Genomic DNA, 20,684 nt, shown 5'->3' with positions numbered 1-20,684 from the left:
CATTTTTCTAACCTGCTTTGCAGGGAGAAAAACTGGCAAAAACAAAGGCACCAAACATTTTTTGTTTGGTGCCTAGCATTGATTTATTAATTCCATTCTTTCTTTAGGCGTGCTTTGTAGGAATTGAATCTATCTACTAAAGGCACGGCGGCTTCTTTAATGGCGCAATACTTGTCGACCATAGTTACGATGTAGCTTTCCTTATATTTAGGAGGAGTAATTGTAGCGCCCCACATATGCTTAATAATAATATCACGTTCAAGCTCAGACAATTCAGTGATCTTCTCTGCATTCTTTACAGCGATCCGTGGATGCATGTAAGCATGTGAGCCTTCATCAAACTTCGTTGTCCGCCAATCATAGTAAAACAAATCATGCAATAACCCTGCACGAGCGGTTGCTCTTGCGTCGCCATTGAATTGTTTTGCTAATTTGTAGCTATTATAAGAAACACTGATTGAGTGCTCCAACCGTGTTGAATTCATATGTTGAGTGTAATTTGCTAATCTTTGTACTTCCTCGGTAGCTAATAAATCTTCAATATAAGAAACGTATTCTTCATCGTCACGCCAGTTTTCTGTCATGGATATAAAGCCCCTTTTCGTTTGTCTCTGTGGCTCATTATAGCACGGTGAGGAAAACTTGAATAGGCTTCCATGAGTTTGTGAATAAAGTTTAACAGTTCCTTAATAACAGTTATCAAATTGTGAACTTTTACTTAAGTAATTGGAACATTAAGATTCCTGCTGCTATCGCAACGTTTAAAGACTCCGCTTGTCCCTTAATTGTAATATAGAGATTCTGATCGGTCATCGCTAATACTTCTGGTGAAACTCCTTGACCTTCATTTCCCATCACCAGCGCAAAATCAGACATTTTCTCTGCTGTTAAATAATCCTTTGCTTCTTTATCTAGCGCCGTTCCTAATACAGGATGCCCAACCTTTTGAAATTGTGGGATTATTTCTGTTAGCTCTCCGCTTTTTACGGATAGATGGTATAAACTGCCTTGAGTACTGCGCAGTGTCTTCGGATTATATAAGTCCGCGCTTCCCTGACCTAAGACAACCCCAGTAAAGCCCGCAGCGTCCGCTGTGCGGATCATTGTCCCAACATTGCCAGGGTCCTGCACATTATCCAGCAATAACCAAGCACCAGAAAAGTCATTTTCTTCATCCTTAGGCATCTCCGCCACCGCGATTATTCCTTGTGGTGTCGGCTGACTGGCTAGTGTTTTCAGCACCTCGTCAGAAACAACATAATAATCCGTCAGATTTTCCTCGATCCATTCGGACCATTCATTCAGTCCACGTTGGCTGATAAAGACTTCTTTAAAGGCGACCTTCGCCGCTTTAGCCTCTTGGATCAGATGGAAGCCCTCCAATAAATAGCTTTGCGTTTGCTGGCGGTATTTTTTCTGCTGTAATTTTTTGGTTTCTTTGATTAATGTATTTTTACTCGATTGAATCTCCTTCAAAATGCTGGCCTCACTTATTTTATGTCTTCTTTTCTGTACAAAATCGCTCCGTCTGTCATTATAACACGCGAATTCTTGTCTCAACCAGCAAAAGTCGTTATCATGGAGAGGAAGAAAAAAATAATTAGGAGGGTTTCTTATGAAGATGCATTTAAATGTTACTGGACGTGTTCAAGGCGTCGGCTTTCGATATACCACGTATCAATTAGCAGTTGAGATTGGATTAACTGGTACGGTTAAAAATGAAGAAGATGGCAGTGTGACCATTGAAGCTGTTGGTACAAAGGAACAAATGACTGAATTTCTTGAAAAAATCAAAAAACCGCAAAATCCGTTTGCCAAAGTTTCCCATGTTGAGCAATATGAAGACCCTACCATTAAAGACTACGACCAATTCAACGTGGTCTATTAAAAAAACGACAAGGTTCCCTGATTTTCCCGAATTTCATTGAAAAGGGCTGGGTTATCTAGTATAGTATTTCCTGTATAAATTTTTATTAGCAGAGGAAGAAATAAATGACAAAATTTAAAAATTGGCTTTTAGGCTCCGGCCTTTTGGGTGTTCTTTTACTATTATCGGGCTGTGTCCGCTCAAATAGTGATGGTACGCCAGATACATCAGGTCTTGTCTATCGAATGCTGGTTGTTCCATTAGAGAATTTTCTGAACTGGATGGTTAACAATTTCAACTGGTCATACGGTTTAGCGATCATCGTTTTAACGATCATCGTGCGCTTGATCATTATGCCATTGGGAATCAATCAATCGAAAAAATCTCTGATTCAATCAGAAAAAATGCAATCCATCAAGCCGCAAATTGATGCAGCACAAGAAAAAGTAAAACAAGCAACTACCCAAGAAGAACAAATGGCCGCACAACAAGAGATGCAGGCTGTCTATAAAGAAAACAATGTCAGCATGATGGGCGGCATGGGCTGTTTACCATTACTGATCCAAATGCCGATCTTCTCCGCATTGTATTACACGGCTCGTTTTTCTGAAGGGATTCAGAAATCCAGCTTCTTAGGAATCGACTTGGCAAAACCAAGTATTATCCTGGTTGTCGTCGTCGGTGTGGCTTACTTATTACAAGGGTATATCTCATTGATTGGTGTTCCTGAAGAACAAAAGAAAACCATGCGCAGTATGATGATCGCCTCTCCATTGATGATCGTCTTCATGTCCTTCACCTCACCTGCGGGTGTGGCACTTTACTGGGTAGTCGGTGGTATCTTCAGCTGTCTTCAAACCTTCATTACAAATGTCTTGATGCGCCCTCGTATCAAAGCACAGATTCAAGAGGAGTTGCGAAAGAACCCACCAAAACAAGTGGTCACAAAACCAATCAAAAAGGCTGAACCGATCCAACCAAAACAAGTCAATCAGCCAAAGAATAAAAACAAGAACAACAATGCGAACGGACGAAACGCCGGCAAGCAAAAACGTAAATAATCAATGTTAAACCATCGCTCACAGGCGATGGTTTTTTTATTTTAGTCTTACTTGCTTCGTTCAATTTTAAATTTTTTTCGTAATTTTAATAGAAGTATATTTAACCCTCACGTTTGTTTGATGTTCCATCCACATAAAATGAAGTTTTTAGCAACAATGTTTAAAATATACGATCATTACATTTACACGTATTAAAGCACGTGTTAAAATTAAATGTGTAAAAGGAGATAGATATGGATGCTAAGGAGCTAGCCAAGATTCTTAAAAACGACGGTTGGTATTTTGATTCTCAACGTGGAAGTCATCGCTACTACAAACATCCCATAAAAAAGGGCAAAGTACCTGTCCCATTCCACAGTCACAAAGACATCCCTATTGGAACACTCAACAACATACTTAAACAAGCTGGCTTAAAGTAGTTAGCTATTTTTTTAATTCTGTCTCCTATAATAATTTGAAAGGATGGATTCATGTGGTCATTTATTATGCTGTGTTCGATTTTGCAGATGATGGGATCAATGTTGTTTTTCCAGATTTGAACAATGCGGCTACATTTGGTGAAAATATGCATGAGGCCCTCTATATGGCTAAAGATTTACTAGCAGGTTGGCTGATTGATGCTGAGGATGAAAAGCAAGCTTTTCCTTCACCTACTGATCACCGAAGTCTGAGTGTAGCAGCTGGAAATTTATTGATCCCAATTGAAGTTGATTTATCCTTTTACCGTAAAAAATTTGAAAGTAAGCCTATCAAAAAAACATTAACTATTCCAAAATATTTAAATGATTTAGGCAATGAAGCAGGAATCAACTTCTCAGCTACACTAACTGAAGCATTGAAGGAAAAATTAGAAGTTTAGCATTTGCTAGGCTTCTTCTTCATTAAAAAAAGCTATCTCAAATTTGAGATAGCTCATTTTACACTAAAGGCTTATTCACCTTACGATACTCATATCTACCGTAGAATATCAATCAAATCTTTCTTAGCTGCTTCTGAAGCGGGCATGACTGAGAAGATCAGTCCAATTCCGCTGGAAACGCCAACGGCCAGACAAACAGTAAACAGATCAACGGTAACTGAGATGTCCATCACATTGCCGATCGCATAGGCGACGATCATTCCCAATAAGTAGCCAATGAGTCCTCCAACAAGAGTCAAGGTCATTCCTTCTAATAGGAACTGCATGCGAATCGCTCCACGAGTTGCACCTAGCGCCCGACGAATCCCAATCTCCTTTGTCCGCTCCGAAACCGAGATGTACATCATGTTCATAACGCCAACACCTGCGATAAATAGCGAAATTCCCGCCACTGCACTGATGAACAGCGTGATGCTGTTTAGCACCTCACTGATTCCATCCGTCATCATGGCCATATTCGAAACCTGGTATTCCCCTTGCTGACGCATCGCTCCAGCGGATTCCAGCTTCTTAATTGCCTTATCCGCAACCTTATTCAGTTGGCTGCCATCGGCTAACGTAAGTACGACAGCACTCTTATCCTGTTCGTTGCCAAAAAAGTGAATATAGGTTTGACGAGGTAATTGTATTTTAGTCGAGCCCATTGAGAACATGGTTTCATCTGCTCCAGATGGAAAAACCCCAATGATTGTAAAAACTTGTCCATCCAATTCAAAGCCCCGACCAACAGCGCCTTTGGCAGAACCGAACAGCTCTTTTGCTAAGGCAGAATCAATGGTGACTACTTTGTTTTGCGTCTGATTATCATACATGGAAATGGTCCGACCATAGCGTACGGCCTTCCCTTTTTTTGAAACGACTCCTACACGATAGTTTTTTGTCTTATCCTTCACTTTAACGTCTTTATAAATATAAGACAAATCGTTTTTCGGATAAGAGACCGATTCCACCCCGTCAACATTTTTCAAAATACTGAAATCAGACGCTTGGATCATGTCAATATTAGAATAATAAAGAGCCTGGTTGCTAGGCACAAAATTGATATTTACTTCTAATTTCTCCGAGTCACTGGCAGTCAAACTCTCAATTGTATCTCGTTCAAACCCGCGACCAATGGACAAAATCGCAATTACCGCCGCAATCCCGATCACGATCCCAAACATAGTCAATACACTGCGTTTCTTGTTCTTAAAAATCGAACCTAAAGACGAGCGCCAATTCACGTAAAACTTCATTCTTCGATCACCGCCCTATCCTCAGTAATCGCACCATCTCTGATTTTTACCAGTCGTGTACAGTATGGAACTACCTCAGGATCATGGGTTACAAGAAAGATTGTCGCGTGATCTCGTCGATTCAGTTCCTTAAACAGCTCCATGATTTCATTTGATGTGTGAGTATCCAACGCGCCAGTTGGTTCATCGGCAATGATAAACTTTGGCTGATTGATTAACGCTCGAGCAATGGCGACCCGCTGCTGCTGTCCACCAGAAAGCTGACGTGGATGCTTCTCCGCTTTATCCGCGATCCCGACTTTTTCTAGTGCTGACATCACTTTTTCCTTCGTCTGATGGAAGCCGTAGCCATTATATAGCAGAGGCAGCTCAACATTTTCATAGACCGTATAATTTTCGATCAGGCTGAAATTTTGAAAGACAAAGCCAACCATTTCGTTGCGTGTTTTGGATAAACGATCATCGGTTGTAGTGACTAGATTCTCATCTTCAAATAAATACTCGCCTTCAAATTTCGTATCAATGAAGCCTAATAGATTGATCAATGTTGATTTCCCTGAACCAGAAGGACCCATCACAGCGATCATCTCCCCTGCATCAGCTTTCAAATTGATGTCTTTCAGCACATGCAGCGATTCTTCATCATTGCGGTAGTACTTGTTGATATTTTTTAGCTCAATCATTTAATCCACCGCCACTTCCTGACCATCTCTTAATGATTTATCAGGATTTGAAATGATGCGATCGCCATCTTTGAGACCATCCTTCAAAAGAAAATACTCGCCTTTGTCTTCTACTTGAACAGTGACTTCACGAACTTTTCCTTTGCGATAAGCAAAGACATAGTGAGTATCGCCCGTTTCCATGACTGCCTTCTTCGGTATGCGAATATCATTCACCGGCAGTACGACTTGAACATTGTAGCCATATTGCAATGCTTCTGTCGGCTTCACAATGAAACTATAATTGGAAACCGAACTGTTGGCTGCGGTTCCTGCCGCTGCCGCTTGACTAGCTGCTTCTGCTTGATCTGGCAATTTATTTACATGGGTGATTGTTCCAGCGATTTCCTGATTAGTGGTAATTGGTTTGATCGTCACGGACGCGTCTTGATGTACCTGCGGATAATCATATTCTGAAGCCTTTGCTTCTACTGTCACCTCATTGCTGACAACCTTCACAACAGGAACAGACGGATCATTTTTGCCTTTTTCATTGATATAGGCGATCCCACTTGTCGCGCTGGCAACGGTTGAACTGATCTTACCACGGATCGTGTTCACACTTTGATTTGCCGCACTCAATTCTACATTGGCGCTTTCCAATGCCTGTCGTGCCTGCACAACAGCATCGCTCGCTGCGTCCAGACTGCTTTCATATTGTGTCATTTCTTGCTTGTATTGTTCTTTTTTCACAGCGCCATCTTCACTATTCTCGTTCGTATTGTTATAGTTATTGGTCGCTTCATTCAGTTTTTGCTGCTCTCTAGCTTGCTTATCTTGGGCGATTGCTAGTGTTTCTCTTGCGTTAGCTACCGCAAGATTTAATTTATCTAGATTGGTACTTTGTTCATCTGCTTGTGCTTGATATTCTGTATTTGTATAGCTTAACAGCACAGTTCCCTCAGTAACTTCTTGTCCATCTTGAACATTGATTTCAGAAACTTTTCCTAATGTTTGGTCAAAATAATAATCCTGCGTATGGGTCGCTTCCACAATTCCGTTAAAGGTCAATGGATCAGACTTTTTCAATGTCACTGTTTGAAATTGATTTTCCTTCACGTTGTTGCTCTTCATTTGAGAATAGACAAATGCCCCGATAAACAACACCAATGCGAGAACACCTGCAAGGATACTCCAACGGATCTTTTGCTTTTTCGTCATTTTTTTCTTCTTCATCTACTACTCCTCTGGCTCTGCTTTAAATAGATGGACGATTACAAGAATCGCTGGGATTAAGAAAATGAATTGGAATACTAATCCCACGATCGTTGTCATGAAGGACAGATCCATCCCCTCAATCTCCATTTTAGGTTGCATAATGAAACCAATTGCAGCACTTAACAGACTCCAACCAATATCAACGTAATAAGGAACCTTTGTAGGAATTATCTCATCCGCTAACTTTTTATTCGCCATAAAATAAAGAACAAGTAAAGCAATAGTGATAATCAAAGAAAGAATCGAAATCACTTTTATTAATGGGCTATTTACATAATCGAACATTTGCTGTGCCATCGACCCCATCAGCTCATAATCACTCATTTTAGGATTTAATGTTTTCGGTAATCCTATCAGACTAGAAATAAGTGAAAATAGTCCCAAAACTATCAAAACCATATTCCACGTTTTTGCTTTTTTCAAATGCTTTTCCATTTCATCACTCCATCCAACAATTTTCAATTATTCATGAAAACAGCGCGACAACCCTAAGCACTTATTTCACAAATTAATTCCCATTATACTACTAAACTCAATCCATTTTGAAGAAAAATCCTGAAAAGAAGCTTTTTAGTCCTGAACGTACAAAATCAATAAAATCAATACTCTGATGCGTTTATTCTTTCTATTCTAATTTATAATTTTCAATCAAATTTATATCATTTTAAATCGTAAAGTCTATGAAAGATTTCTTTCACAATCCATTGAAAATAACAATCTTCCACTATTCGTATCTATTTAAACTAGTGGTATAAATTTTTTTGAAATAAGGATTTTTTTCCGAAATAAAAATAGCGATTCAGACTATCTGATCCTGTTACAGCAAATGCCGATGATCGCACAATCAAATAGGAAACTATCAAAGTGGAGTGGATGATTGCTAATCAACCCACCTGTATTAAATCCTCCTGGACTGACAAAGCCCGACCAACCTGCAGGAAACATAAACGATGCCGCCAACTGTATACCGTTGAAGAGGAGAATAATCAGCATGCTCCATGCTAAAGCATCAAAAAATCTTCTTCTTTCTATTTCATCATAGCGATGAAACCCAACCAATGCTCGAAACATTGTTACCGCACCTACTATTGAATAAACCATGAATCCTAAAAAAACTATTTGCATAACCAATCCGATCATTCTCTGTTCCTACCTTTCATTTGCGAGTAAAGATATCTTTACTTGAAACTCTATCACTCAATTCTAGATAAGTAAAGATATCTTTACAAAATTGATTCAAAGGACAGAACGCTTATTTAAAAAAAAACCCCCTGACTATAGAAGTCACGGGGTAGCTTTCAATTAGATGATGGATAAACCATTCATTTTAAGATACGCAGCTAGTCTTTCCTTACATGATCTTATTGCATGTGCGCTAGGTACTCTTATCCACGTATTCAAAACCAAAAAAAAAGAGCTGAGCTCTCAGCTTACATACTGAATGCTCAACTCTCTCTTACTATTATAACCCGTACGGGATTTGAACCCGTGCCTCCGCGCTGAGAACGCGGCGTCTTGACCCCTTGACTAACGGGTTAGTATTTCTCAACAGAAAGAATTATACTGCTAAACGATTTTTTTAGAAAGTATTTGCACTTTATTTTTCCAAATTATTAAATATGTGTTTATTTGACCATTCATGTTGTTTATATACTTATTACGTGTATAATAGGTTGTGTATTCAAGTCGTTGCTTTTCAGATGAGCTTGAATAACCCACCAAAGAAAAAGAAATTCATTTTTTCTCAAAGAAAAACGAATGTATTACTAGGAGGACCTATGAATCTATCACAAAGGCAAGAGAAAATCATTGAGATCGTCAAACGCGATCAACCGCTAAGTGGTGAAAAAATCGCTGAACACTTAGGAATTTCACACGCTACTTTACGAACGGACCTGTCCTTCTTAACCATGGCAGGTATTTTGGAAGCCAGCCCTAAAGTCGGCTACACCTACACAGGTGTGGGGATCGAACAATTCTTGTTCGACAAAATCTTTTCAGTAAAAGTCGAAGAAATCATGCTGTCCCCTCTGTTAACACCGCAGGATACCTCCATTCATGACGCGATCACAAATATGTTCATGTATGATGTAGGCTCGATTTATGTAACGGATAAAGAACAGCAGCTAGTCGGCTTATTATCTCGCAAGGATTTGCTGCGGGCTTCACTAAACAGCAACCTGCAAAATACACCTGTTGCAGTTGTGATGACACGAGCACCTCACCTGCAGACGTGTACAAAGGACTATACGATCTTAGAAGCCGGTGCAGTTTTACTGGATTATCAAGTGGACTCATTGCCGGTAGTCAGTGAAGATGATCCAAAAAAAGTGATTGGAAAAATAACGAAGTCACGGATTTTCAATTATATTATGCAGCAAGCAAAACAAACTGAAACCAATCGATAGGAGCGAAAAAAATGAAAAAAAGTGTCCCATTATACATGATCTCTGATTCAGTCGGTGAAACCTCACTAAAATTAGTGAATGCCGCAGCAGCTCAATTCCCTACAGTGGATTTTGATTTATCTTATCGTTTCCCTTTTACTAAAGATGAAGAAGAACTGAAAAGTATCTTAGGTGATGCCTTAAAGGACAGTGCGGTTGTCGTTACCACGTTGGTCAGTGATAATTTAACTCAAATCGTGGAAGATTTCGCTGAACGTACAGGCTTGCAATACATTAATTTAATGAGTCAGTTCATGGATATTGTTCACCAAAAAACCGGTGTTGCTCCATTACAACAAGCCGGTGTCGTTCATAAATTGAATCAGGAATATTTTGATCGTGTAGCTGCTATTGAATTTGCTGTGAAATATGACGACGGAAAAGACACGAAGGGCTTCCTGGAAGCGGATCTTGTTCTCTTAGGGATCTCTCGTACTTCTAAGACACCGTTAAGCATGTATTTAGCGAATAATCGGATTAAAGTGGCCAATTTGCCATTGATTCCAGAAGTTCCTCTACCTGAACAGATCAAGGCCGTACCAAAGGAGAAAATCATCGGTCTTGTCATTGAACCAGAAGTTCAGAAGAAAATTCGGATGAGTCGCTTGAACTCTTTAGGCTTAGCTGAAAATTCTCGTTATTCAGATATTAATCGCATCAAAGAAGAATTGGATTATGCGTTAAAAGTTTATGATGAATTAGGCGCCTTCACACTAGACGTTACCAATAAATCAATCGAAGAATCTGCAACACTGATTTGCGAACATTTGGACAACGCGTTATAAACAAGTTCCCTTCTACTTCTTACTTCGAATAGTACGTGTACGAGAATATATAAATAAGGAGCGTATCTATGCTATCGACCCGTGACAAATATTATCAAATGTTGGAGAAAGAATTTAGTACCAAGGAGGCGATCATGACTGAGTTAATCAACCTAGAGGCCATCATGCATCTGCCCAAAGGAACCGAACTTTACATCAGTGATATTCATGGGGAGTTCACTGCCTTTGACCATATTTTGCGTACTGGTGCAGGGAATATCAAGGAGAAAATCAGCCTGCTTTTCGGCGACCGCTTAACTGAACACGAAAAAGACAAACTGACGATCCTTGTGGCTTACCCGCGAGAAGCATTGGATGACAAAGACTTTTATGCCTATCGTGATCGTTCATGGTATCGTAAAAAAATTCGTCAGCTCTTAGAATTGCTGTCCTTTTGTTCCACTAAATACACGCGTTCTAAAGTACGGAAGGCCTTGCCAAAGCAATATGCCTATATCATTGAGGAATTGATGTATACTGATACGAATTATACTGATAAAGCGGCTTACTTTGATCAAATTTTGGCGCATCTGTTGGATTTGGAGCAAGGTCGTCCCTTTATCATCGCCTTATGTCAGAGCATCCAGCGCTTAGTCGTAGACCATCTCCACGTTGTTGGTGATATCTATGATCGTGGACCAGAGGCCGATAAAATCATGGATCGACTTTGTCAATTGCCCTCTATTGATATCCAATGGGGCAACCATGACATCCTCTGGATGGGTGCGTATGCCGGTTCTCGCGCGTGTCTGATGACCTTATTGCGGATCGCTGCACGCTACAATTATCTGTATGAGATCGAACAGGCCTATGCACTCAATCTTCGGCCATTATTCATGTATGCTGAGGAGCACTATCAAAAGAATCCCATCTTCACTCCGAAAGAAAAGAACAGCAGCGAGAGCTATTCCATTGAAAGCTTGGACAGTCTAGAAAAAGTTCACCAGGCTTTGTCGATTATCCAATTCAAATTGGAAGGACAGCTGATTAAGCGCCATCCTGACTTTGAGATGAATGACCGTTTGCTGTTTGAAAAAATTGATTTTGATAAAGAAACGGTTAACTTAGCCGGTAAAGACTATCCTTTGCAGGGAAGTTGCTTCCAAACCTTACAAAAAGATGTTCACGCATTGACCGAGCAGGAAGAATACGTCGTGGATACCTTACTAAGCTCCTTCCAGCAATCAGCCAAAATGCAGGAGCATATGCAGCTGCTGTTAAACAAAGGATCAATGTACCTAGTCTACAATCAGCACTTGCTTTTCCATGGCTGCTTACCGTTAAAAGCTGATGGTAGCTTTCTACCACTGAATGTTGCGGGAAAAGATTATGTTGGAAAAGATCTGCTGAACTTCTTTGAAGAGCAGATTCGCTCTGGCTGCCAAAATCAGAAGACCGATAGTTCACAGGCGGACTGGATCTGGTACTGCTGGTCTGGCAAAATCTCACCACAGTTTGGGAAAAGTGCCATGACTACCTTTGAACGGTATTTTATCGCTGATAAAAAGACCCATAAGGAAATCAAAAATCCTTATTACCAATTTCGCGACACTCATGATACCTGTCAGATGATTTTAGAAGAATTTGCTTTGTATTCGTCGAACTCGCGGATCATCAATGGACATACTCCGGTGAAGGTGAAAAGCGGCGAATCACCAATCAAAGGGGAAGGCATGCTGTTCGTGATTGACGGTGGACTCTCAAAAGCTTATCAAAAAACGACTGGCATCGCAGGCTATTCGCTGCTGAATAATTCGTATGGTTTCCAGCTCGTCACCCATGATCCCTTTGAATCGGTCGAAAATCTATTAGCCAAGCAAGCCGATGAAACCTCCTTGAAGCGAGTGATCGACAAAGACTTGAAACGCATCCTGATCAAAGATACGACGGTCGGTGACAGTCTCGAAGAACAGATTGAAAATCTGACTGGACTATTAAACTATCAAGACCAAAATGACAGCTAGCTCATTATTAATGAACTATTTTTCGTACGCATAATATTTTTCTAATCTGTTGAAGTAGGAAAAAAATGGTCAACACGGGTACCATCAACAATTGATGCTACCCGTGTTTTTCTGTATAGTGGATGCGAGGTGAAAAAATGGTTTCTGCATATATTAATATCTTTTTTATTTTTGTCTTAATGTTCATCGGTTATGTTCTAACCTATAAGCAATGGTTTTCAAACCAGATCGGTGATGCCTTCTCTAAGCTCGTCTTACAGATCGCGTTGCCCTGCAACATGTTTTTAACGATCACTAAGAACTTTTCCCGTTCGGAGTTTCTCCATCTTGTTGGTGGTATGGTGATCCCATTAATTTCTATGCTGCTGACCTTTCTCGTCAGCTTTATCTATTGCCGAATTTTTCGGGTTACTCCCGCTCGAAATGGAATTTTTTCTACAATGTTCACCTGTTCCAATACAATTTTCATTGGACTGCCAATTAATCTGGCGATTTTCGGTGAACAGGCCGTTCCGTACGTACTTCTCTATTACATTGTCAATACCACAATCTTTTGGACGTTGGGCATCTACTTTATCGCTCGAGACAATCCTCAGATTGAGCAGGCCACTGTCAATTTCCACCTGATTCCAATTTTGAAGAAGATTTTTTCTCCGGCGCTGCTGGGCTTTTTGCTTGGCCTGTGTGCCGTGCTGGTCAATCTTTCTGTATCTGATTCGATCGCAACCTTCTTAGGATACCTCGCGAATTTGACGACGCCGCTGTCAATGTTTGTCATTGGCATCATCGTTTACAATGTAGGAATTAAAAATCTGACCTTAAACAAAGACATTGTCGGAGTTCTCGTAGGACGTTACGCCATCTCGCCGCTCATCGTTTGGCTATTAGGGCAATGGATCAGCGTGCCTCCTTTGATGCTTTCCGTATTTATTATCCAAGCAGCGATGCCGGTTCAAAATTCCGTACCGATCTTGGCCCGTTCTTATGGAGCGGATCAGCAATTCGCCGCTTCTTCTTTAGGCTACTCCGTTCTCCTCTATCTGGCGTATATTCCGCTATTATTGAAATTGATACTATAAAAAACCTTCGAGCACAAACTCGAAGGTTTTCTTTGGCTTTCTACACAAACACTAACTTTGCTCTATTTGGTAATGATCTTATCAATACTTCCTAAGGCATCAGCCATACGAGCAATAATTGCTAATTGATTCAAACGGTTGTCACGAATTCTTTCATCGTCTACCATGATCATCGTTTCGTTGAAGTAGCGTTCAATCACTGGACGCAGGTTCGTCAATGTTTGATAGTTTTCTGCCATACTTTGGTTGGCAAACTCATCTTGCGCTTCCTTCACTGCTGTGTATAATTCCTTTTCGCTTTCGTTTTCAAACAGCTTAGGATCAACTTTGAAGTTGATGGTTTCAGGATTCATTTTCTTCGTTAAATTAATGACCCGGGTCAAAGCTTCCATCGCTTCTTTGAAATGCTCATCCGTTAAATGTTGGCTAAAAATTTGTGCTGTCTTGAAAATTTGTACCAAATCATCTTGGCGAGAATCCACCACAGCATCAATGATGTCGTGACGGATATTGTGCATTTGCAGACGTTGACGCAGACGTCCCTTGAAGAACTCAATGAATTCTTTTTGATCACGATTAAAATGAATCCCGTAATCTAAAACATCGTTGTTAATTGCATCTACAATTGCCCCTTGCATATCAGTGAATGGGAATGTCCAGCCTTGTGCTTCGACAATCCGTACGATTCCATACGTTTGACGACGCAATGCGTAAGGATCGTTTGAGCCGCTTGGAATCATGCCCACAGCGAAGAAACCTAGTACACTGTCAATCTTATCAGCAATCGCTAAAACAGCACCAATCGCTGTTTTTGGCAATTCTCCTTCAGAAGAAATCGGCAGATAATGCTCCCGTATTGCTGTGGCAACAGCTGGAGTCTCTCCCTTCAACAAAGCATATTTTTCTCCCATGATCCCTTGCAACTCTGGGAATTCTCCCACCATATTGGTAACCAAATCGAATTTATAGATTTCAGCGGCACGCTTCAGATCCGTTAATTCTTCTTCGCTCAAACCAACTTGTTTTCCGATGACTTGACTGATCAAGCCAACACGCTGCATCTTTTCATACATGCTCCCGATTTTTTCATGGAAGGTCACGTTCTTCAATTTTTCAACGCATTCCTCAATTGATAATTTCTTGTCTTCTTCAAAGAAGAACTCGCCATCTTCAAGACGTGCAGCCAAAACTTTTTGATTGCCTTTAATCACATTGTCCAGCTTCACGCTGTTTCCGTTACGAACAGAAATAAAATGAGGCAGCAACATTCCTGCTTGGTTGCGCACTTCAAAATAGCGTTGATGTTCCTTCATGGAAGTAACTAAAACTTCTTCTGGAACAGATAAGAAACGTTCTTCGAAATCACCGACAAAAGCCGTTGGATATTCGACTAAGTTTGTGACTTCTTCTAATAAATCAGCATCAAGATCGATGACCCATTTATTTTTCTCTGCCAGCTCTTCGATTTGCTCCACGATCATTTGTTGACGCTTATGAGCATCAGCGATCACGAATTGCTCTTCTAGCTTCACTTCGTATTCGCTAGGATCAGCAAGCTCAACTTGATCCCCTAAGAAGCGATGGCCTTCTGTCGTACGACCTGTTTGTACATCTAGTAATTCAAACGGAATGACTTCTTGATCTAACAATGCGACGATCCAATGAATTGGACGAATGTATTCAAACATTGTATCGCCCCAATGCATCATCGTTGGGAAGTTCATGCTCTTAACAACCTCTAATAATCCAGTTAGTACTTCTTTGCTTTCTTTCCCATGAATATATTTTGTCACGTAAACATATTCCACACCATTCAATTCACGGAAAGTAATCGCGTCTGTCGTTAAGCCTTGCCCACGGACAAAACCTTCTGCCGCTTTACTCCAGTTGCCTTCTGCATCCAATGCGATTTTCTTCGCTGGTCCTTTGACTTCTTCTTGCACGTCATCTTGACGGTCAGGAATATTCGTTACACGAATCGCCAAACGTCGAGGCGTTGAAAAGCTTTCGATCGATTCGAAGGTTAGACTGTTTTCGGTTAAAAATTTTGAGATTTTTTCTTCTAATTGTTTGATGCTTGGCCAAACCACGTGGGCTGGCATTTCTTCTAAACCAATTTCTAATAGTAGATTTTTCGCCATCTTATTTGCCCTCCTGATTCAATAATGGGAAGCCTAATTTTTCCCGTTCAGCTACAAATATCTTCGCAACTGAGCGTGCCATGTTACGAATGCGTGCTAGATAACCCGCACGTTCTGTAACAGAAACCGCTCCGCGAGCGTCTAATAAGTTAAATGTATGGCTGCATTTTAAAATGTAATCATAAGCTGGATGTACGAGATTTTCATCAATACAACGCTTCGCTTCTTTTTCGAATTTTTCGAAATTGTCTAAAAGCATCGCTTGATCACTTTCTTCAAAAGAATATTTGGAATGTTCATATTCTGGCTGCTTGAAGATTTCGCCATATTTAACCCTAGTACTCCATTCCAGATCATAAACGCTATCCACTTCTTGAATATAAGAAGCCAAACGTTCCAACCCATAAGTCAATTCAGAGGTGACAGGATTTACTTGAAGACCACCAACTTGTTGGAAATACGTAAACTGTGTAATTTCCATACCGTCTAGCCAAACTTCCCAACCAACACCGGCACAACCCATCGATGGATTTTCCCAGTTATCTTCAACGAAACGAATATCATGTTCTAATGGATCAATCCCTAATAAACGCAAGCTGTCTAAATACAGCTCTTGAATATTTTTTGGTGAGGGCTTCATAACTACTTGAAATTGGTGGTGTTGATACAAACGGTTCGGGTTTTCCCCGTAACGGCCGTCTGCTGGTCGACGTGATGGCTCAACATAAGCGGCACGCCATGGTTCTGGTCCAATAGCTCGTAAAAAAGTATACGGACTCATAGTTCCCGCTCCTTTTTCCGTATCGTAGGCTTGCATCAGCATACAACCATTGTCTGACCAAAATTTTTGTAATGTCAAAATCATTTCTTGCACAGTTAACTTGCTCATTCTGTTTCCTCCTGTATATTTTCTATGTAACTTTATCCATTGTTTTATTGTCTAACTGCTAGCTCATATCAAATGAAATCATTTTTCAAAAACACCAAAAATAATCCCTATTTTCACCACGCACACGATTCCACTAACCGTACTAAAAGTACGGAGTGGAACTCGCAAAAAAGTCCCCATGCCGAAATAATCGACATAGGGACGTATTAACGCGGTTCCACCCTACTTCCAAGCAAAGGCTTGGCAGCTTTAACTAAACGTGCTCACAAACGCCAACAAAATCTGCTTCCCTGCTTGGCTTCCACCGATCCAAGCTCGCTGTGATCTTCCACAAATTTCTAAATTTGATCATCGCACCTATTCAACTTGGTTCTATAATAGCGACACCAGACCCCTTTTGTCAAATCTTTCTGTCATGAGCGTTTCGCTTTTCACAGTTTTGCATAGTACAAGAGATTTGATTAATCTATTCGCTCAATCAATAGATGAGCCGTTTAGCGAAATCGTATGCGTGCGATAATAGATTTATTTTTCTGTTTTCGAAAAATAATTTCCTTAAACATGAGCTAGCTGCGCGTTTCGCTTTTCGTAATGTCTATGTTACAAAAGACCTTTTAAGGGAGCTAGCCAAAGGGGATTGGCTGAAATAGACCATCCTTTAATTGCATTGTCTCCGTAAATCCGATGGTCTTTAATAGTTCAACCGTTTCTGGAAAATGACAAGTTAAGGTCGTCGTCTCGTGGCTATCGCTGGTAATAATGATCGGGCAGTTTCTTTCCTTTAGTTGTTTCAATAAAAATGGATTAGGATAGGGTGTTGTTCGCCAGTTGCGAGAAATCGCGCCAGTATTGATCTCCACCATACCATCATAAGTTTCGATGATATCAATGACGTGATTCAGCGCCTGTAAAGCAATCGCTTGGTACTCTGTTCCTTCTTCATCCAACCAAGGTTGTTTTTCATTAAATTTCGTAATCAGGTCAAAATGTCCAACGATCTTCGAGTGGTTCTGGTTAATATGCTTAACTACGGTGTCATAGTAATCGCGCACCATTTGCATCTTATCCCCTTGGTACCATTCGTCCAGAGTCTTCATCAAGCTTTCCGGACTCTCATCGACACTGCGGAAGATTCCTTGACGCGGTGGGAAATAATGCACAGAACCTATTGTATAGTCGTATCCGTCAATTGGATCCGCACTGTAATAATCCCATTCTAAGCCTAGGCTGATTGTTAATTTCCCTGCCAACTTTTCCTTTAAATCACGCAATGCTGCTTGATAGGCCACTTCATTTTGTACACCAAGACAGCTAGGATCAAAAAGTGCTGGTGAATGACACGTAAAGCCTAAATCTGTAAAGCCCAAATCAATCGCCGCTTGTGCCATATCTTCTAAAGTATCTTTTCCATCACACCAAGTACTGTGCGTATGAGCGTTTGAATAAAACATCGCTGACCTCCAATTTTACTGCATCCGTTCTTGCTTCACCTTTTTATCGACAACATGCCGATTGGCTAATTCTTGACGTACCTCAGTCAAGTCAATCCCCATCTCAACCATCAATACAAGGACATGATACACCAAATCGGAAATTTCGAAAACAGTCTCTTTGTGATCCTCTTTCATCGCGCCGATCACTACCTCAGTGGATTCTTCTCCGACCTTCTTTAAAATTTTTTCGACACCTTTTTCAAATAAATAGCTCGTATAGCTGCCTTCTTGGGGAGCTTCCTTGCGCCCCTTGACAAGCTTGTACAAAGCATCAATTGTTGCTTGCTGATAAGCCTCACCGTATAAGAGTTCATTAAAGCAGCTCTCCGCGCCAGTATGACACGCTGGACCATCTTTTTTCACCTTCGCTACTAAGGCATCCTGATCGCAATCTAGTTTTAACGAAACAAGATGCTGATAGTTTCCGCTGGTTTCACCTTTGCGCCACAATTCTTTGCGGCTGCGTGAATAGAAGGTCATTAATTGATCCTTCAATGTTAATTCATAGCTTTCTTGATTCATATAAGCTAATGTCAGTACTTCATTGGTTTCGGCATCTTGTACGATCACCGGAATCAATCCTTGTTCGTCGAATGTTAATTCAGTCATCCCATGCCCTCCTTGTTCCTATAAAATGTAATCATTTTTCAAAATACGAAAAAATGAGGTTAATTTTCATTCAGTATACCATTCTGCTAATCTTGTAGAACTGACTATCTAAACAATGCGGACAGGAATATCCGCCGTCATCAATTGTTTTTTCAGATCAGGAATTTTTACTTCCCCATAATGAAAAATCGATGCAGCTAAGCCAGCCTCAATTTTAGGCAATTGAAACAGATCAATGAAATCTTCACTTTTTCCAGCACCACCAGAGGCTACGATCGGCAACGTGGTAATCTCACTGACAGCCTGCAAGAGTTTCAGATCAAAGCCTTGCTTCACACCGTCTGTATCCATGCTGTTGATGACTAGTTCGCCCGCTCCTAATTGCTCACCCTGACGAATCCACTCTAAAGCTTCCATTCCTGTATCTTCTCGTCCACCTTTAGCAAAGACATGCCATTCATCTCCGACACGGCGAATATCTACTGACAAGACCACACATTGACTGCCGTAGCGCTTCGCCCCCTCTTCAATCAGTTGAGGACGGCGAATCGCACCAGAATTAACGCTGACCTTATCCGCGCCACAATTCAAGACGCGTTCAAAATCAGACACTTCATTAATACCACCACCAACCGTCAACGGAATAAAGACCTCAGAAGCGACACCCTTCAAAATATCAGTGAACAACCCTCGCTCTTCCGCCGAAGCAGTGATATCATAAAAAACCAGCTCATCGGCTCCCTGCTCATTATAAAAACGCGCTAAAGTCACTGGATCATTGACGTCCTGCAGCCCAGCAAAATTGACTCCCTTAACTACACGGCCATCGCGAACATCTAAACATGGGACAATTCTTTTTGCGATCATTGATCGTCACCCCCAGCTTGCAAGACCTCTTCCAATTTTAAGCTTCCGTTGTAAAGCGATTTTCCAACGATTACACCGCTTATCCCTAATTGTTTTAAGCCTTCAATATCCTTTAATGATGCGACACCGCCAGAGGCTACGATTTCTATATCTAATTGATTCAATTTTTGATACAGCGGCAGATTAATGCCTTCACCCGTTCCATCACGAGAAATCTCAGTGAAGATGATTGTCTCTGCACCCCAAGCAGCTAGTTGCTGACAAAATTCAAAGGCATCAGTCTCTGTTTTCTCCAGCCAGCCTTCTACAGCTACCTTTTCATCTTTGGCATCGACCCCGATAGCGATCTTACTGCCGTATTTTTTTAACATCGCTTGTGTGAACGCTGGATCTTTTTGCGCGATTGTCCCGAGTATTACCCGATCCACCCCTGCAGACAAGCAATGTTCGATCGTTTCCTCGTCACGAATACCGCCACCTACTTCTACAAAAAGATTGGTGTTCTCAGCGATTTTTTTTGCGATTTCAAAATAATGAAGCTTGCCAGCTTTGGCACCATCTAAATCGACTAAATGCAGGAATTTTGCTCCTGCTTTTTCAAAGGATTGCGCAAAAGCTACAGGATCGTCGCCGAAAACTTCCTTTTGCCCATAGTCCCCTTGATACAATCGAACGACTTTCTGGTCTAGAAGATCAATTGCGGGAAAAATTTTCATACCGGCACCTCCGTAAATGCTTTTAAGATCGTTAATCCGACATCGCCGCTTTTTTCAGGATGAAATTGCGTCCCGAAAACATTGTTATTCTGTACAATACCTGGAATAGAGATTCCATATTCGCTGTCCGCGACTAAATGTTCTAGACAATCCGTCGCATAGTAACTGTGAACATAATAAACAAAGTCATTTTCACCTAAAGACTTTACCAGTGGACTTTCAGCATTTCGCACGTCCAATTTATTCCATCCGATCTGCGGTACTTTTAGGTCAATCTTTTTTTGATCAAAGGCCTCTCGCATCGAAACGATCCGGCCGGGAATCAAGCCTAATCCAGGATGCTTCCCGAATTCTTCACTTTTATCAAATAAAAGCTGCATGCCCAGACAAATTCCTAAAAACGGTTTGCCTGAAGCGGCTAATTCTTGAATCGGTTCGACTAGCGATAATTCCTCCAGCTTTTTCCGTGCATCGCCAAACGCGCCGACACCAGGTAAGATAATTCGCTCTGCTGCCTTCAGTTCCTCTAACGAACGTGTGATTTTACATTCCACACCTAAATATTCCAATGAGCGTGACAAACTAAACAAATTGCCAACGCCATAATCAATAATTGCTAGCATCGCTTGTCTC

General features: G+C 40.9%; 22 protein-coding genes and 1 tRNA gene. 8 read left to right on the top strand and 15 right to left on the bottom strand.

The genetic code is table 11. The features are described 5' to 3' along the window. Positions 1-86: 86 nt before the first annotated feature. Positions 87-584: an HD domain-containing protein gene (locus tag J9537_RS04145; protein WP_010746640.1), complete on the bottom strand. Its 498-nt coding sequence runs from the start codon at positions 582-584 to the stop codon at positions 87-89. 130 nt (positions 585-714) lie between these two features. Continuing rightward, the gene (locus tag J9537_RS04140; RefSeq protein WP_218256820.1) at positions 715-1,476 is read right to left on the bottom strand and encodes a TrmH family RNA methyltransferase; all 762 of its coding nucleotides are present in this window, start codon (positions 1,474-1,476) and stop codon (positions 715-717) included. Positions 1,477-1,615: 139 nt separating this feature from the next. Here J9537_RS04140 and J9537_RS04135 point away from each other — a divergent pair, with 139 nt between their 5' ends. From J9537_RS04135 to J9537_RS04120, 4 genes are all read left to right on the top strand, one after another. After that, a complete protein-coding gene (locus J9537_RS04135) occupies positions 1,616-1,888 on the top strand; it encodes an acylphosphatase (RefSeq protein WP_010746642.1) in 273 nt (90 codons plus the stop codon). Between the two features lie 104 nt (positions 1,889-1,992). Further along, positions 1,993-2,928: a membrane protein insertase YidC gene (gene yidC / locus J9537_RS04130; RefSeq protein ID WP_218256819.1), complete on the top strand. Its 936-nt coding sequence runs from the start codon at positions 1,993-1,995 to the stop codon at positions 2,926-2,928. 233 nt (positions 2,929-3,161) lie between these two features. Further along, the gene (locus J9537_RS04125; protein WP_010746644.1) at positions 3,162-3,347 is read left to right on the top strand and encodes a type II toxin-antitoxin system HicA family toxin; all 186 of its coding nucleotides are present in this window, start codon (positions 3,162-3,164) and stop codon (positions 3,345-3,347) included. A 53-nt stretch (positions 3,348-3,400) separates the two neighbouring features. Continuing rightward, a complete protein-coding gene (locus J9537_RS04120; protein ID WP_218256818.1) occupies positions 3,401-3,787 on the top strand; it encodes a type II toxin-antitoxin system HicB family antitoxin in 387 nt (128 codons plus the stop codon). Positions 3,788-3,882: 95 nt separating this feature from the next. Here J9537_RS04120 and J9537_RS04115 read toward each other — a convergent pair whose 3' ends face one another. The 6 genes from J9537_RS04115 to J9537_RS04090 form a co-directional block, all read right to left on the bottom strand. Then, complete coding sequence (locus J9537_RS04115; RefSeq protein ID WP_218256817.1) at positions 3,883-5,082, bottom strand: ABC transporter permease; 1,200 nt, start codon at positions 5,080-5,082, stop codon at positions 3,883-3,885. Next, entirely contained in the window at positions 5,079-5,765 is a 687-nt protein-coding gene (locus J9537_RS04110; protein ID WP_010746647.1) for an ABC transporter ATP-binding protein, read from the bottom strand. Before J9537_RS04110 ends, J9537_RS04115 begins: the two co-directional genes overlap by 4 nt. Further along, complete coding sequence (locus tag J9537_RS04105) at positions 5,766-6,980, bottom strand: efflux RND transporter periplasmic adaptor subunit (RefSeq protein ID WP_218256816.1); 1,215 nt, start codon at positions 6,978-6,980, stop codon at positions 5,766-5,768. A 3-nt stretch (positions 6,981-6,983) separates the two neighbouring features. Beyond that, positions 6,984-7,457, bottom strand: a complete 474-nt coding sequence (locus J9537_RS04100; protein ID WP_218256815.1) for a hypothetical protein — start codon at positions 7,455-7,457, stop codon at positions 6,984-6,986. 369 nt (positions 7,458-7,826) lie between these two features. Beyond that, positions 7,827-8,162, bottom strand: a complete 336-nt coding sequence (locus J9537_RS04095) for a hypothetical protein (protein WP_218256814.1) — start codon at positions 8,160-8,162, stop codon at positions 7,827-7,829. Between the two features lie 325 nt (positions 8,163-8,487). After that, positions 8,488-8,559, bottom strand: a tRNA-Glu gene (locus J9537_RS04090). Positions 8,560-8,800: 241 nt separating this feature from the next. Between J9537_RS04090 and J9537_RS04085 the strand changes: the two genes are divergently transcribed. The 4 genes from J9537_RS04085 (at position 8,801) to J9537_RS04070 (ending at position 13,336) form a co-directional block, all read left to right on the top strand. Then, positions 8,801-9,430: a CBS domain-containing protein gene (locus J9537_RS04085; RefSeq protein WP_010746651.1), complete on the top strand. Its 630-nt coding sequence runs from the start codon at positions 8,801-8,803 to the stop codon at positions 9,428-9,430. A gap of 11 nt (positions 9,431-9,441) precedes the next feature. After that, positions 9,442-10,254, top strand: a complete 813-nt coding sequence (locus J9537_RS04080; protein ID WP_218256813.1) for a pyruvate, water dikinase regulatory protein — start codon at positions 9,442-9,444, stop codon at positions 10,252-10,254. Between the two features lie 68 nt (positions 10,255-10,322). Continuing rightward, entirely contained in the window at positions 10,323-12,257 is a 1,935-nt protein-coding gene (locus J9537_RS04075) for a fructose-1,6-bisphosphatase (RefSeq protein ID WP_218256812.1), read from the top strand. A 137-nt stretch (positions 12,258-12,394) separates the two neighbouring features. Continuing rightward, positions 12,395-13,336, top strand: a complete 942-nt coding sequence (locus tag J9537_RS04070) for an AEC family transporter (protein ID WP_218256811.1) — start codon at positions 12,395-12,397, stop codon at positions 13,334-13,336. Between the two features lie 62 nt (positions 13,337-13,398). On the opposite strand, the gene glyS is transcribed toward J9537_RS04070, so the two are convergent. The 7 genes from glyS to hisH all read right to left on the bottom strand — a co-directional run bounded on the left by glyS (position 13,399) and on the right by hisH (position 20,674). Further along, complete coding sequence (gene glyS, locus J9537_RS04065; RefSeq protein WP_218256810.1) at positions 13,399-15,477, bottom strand: glycine--tRNA ligase subunit beta; 2,079 nt, start codon at positions 15,475-15,477, stop codon at positions 13,399-13,401. A 1-nt stretch (position 15,478) separates the two neighbouring features. Next, on the bottom strand, positions 15,479-16,366 hold the full coding sequence (glyQ, locus tag J9537_RS04060) for a glycine--tRNA ligase subunit alpha (protein ID WP_218256809.1): 888 nt from the start codon (positions 16,364-16,366) through the stop codon (positions 15,479-15,481). A gap of 623 nt (positions 16,367-16,989) precedes the next feature. After that, the gene (locus J9537_RS04055) at positions 16,990-17,817 is read right to left on the bottom strand and encodes a histidinol-phosphatase (protein WP_218256808.1); all 828 of its coding nucleotides are present in this window, start codon (positions 17,815-17,817) and stop codon (positions 16,990-16,992) included. 15 nt (positions 17,818-17,832) lie between these two features. Then, a complete protein-coding gene (hisIE, locus tag J9537_RS04050) occupies positions 17,833-18,468 on the bottom strand; it encodes a bifunctional phosphoribosyl-AMP cyclohydrolase/phosphoribosyl-ATP diphosphatase HisIE (protein WP_218256807.1) in 636 nt (211 codons plus the stop codon). A gap of 108 nt (positions 18,469-18,576) precedes the next feature. Next, the gene (gene hisF / locus J9537_RS04045) at positions 18,577-19,335 is read right to left on the bottom strand and encodes an imidazole glycerol phosphate synthase subunit HisF (protein ID WP_218256806.1); all 759 of its coding nucleotides are present in this window, start codon (positions 19,333-19,335) and stop codon (positions 18,577-18,579) included. Next, a complete protein-coding gene (gene hisA / locus J9537_RS04040) occupies positions 19,332-20,051 on the bottom strand; it encodes a 1-(5-phosphoribosyl)-5-[(5-phosphoribosylamino)methylideneamino]imidazole-4-carboxamide isomerase (protein WP_218256805.1) in 720 nt (239 codons plus the stop codon). The genes hisF and hisA overlap by 4 nt, the downstream gene beginning before the upstream one ends. Next, a complete protein-coding gene (hisH, locus tag J9537_RS04035; protein ID WP_218256804.1) occupies positions 20,048-20,674 on the bottom strand; it encodes an imidazole glycerol phosphate synthase subunit HisH in 627 nt (208 codons plus the stop codon). Before hisH ends, hisA begins: the two co-directional genes overlap by 4 nt. Positions 20,675-20,684 lie beyond the last annotated feature (10 nt).

The organism is Enterococcus raffinosus (genome assembly GCF_019175485.1).
Lineage (GTDB): Bacteria > Bacillota > Bacilli > Lactobacillales > Enterococcaceae > Enterococcus_A > Enterococcus_A raffinosus.
Note: the sequence above shows the minus strand (reverse complement) of the source record. Positions and strands in the feature narration are given on the sequence as shown.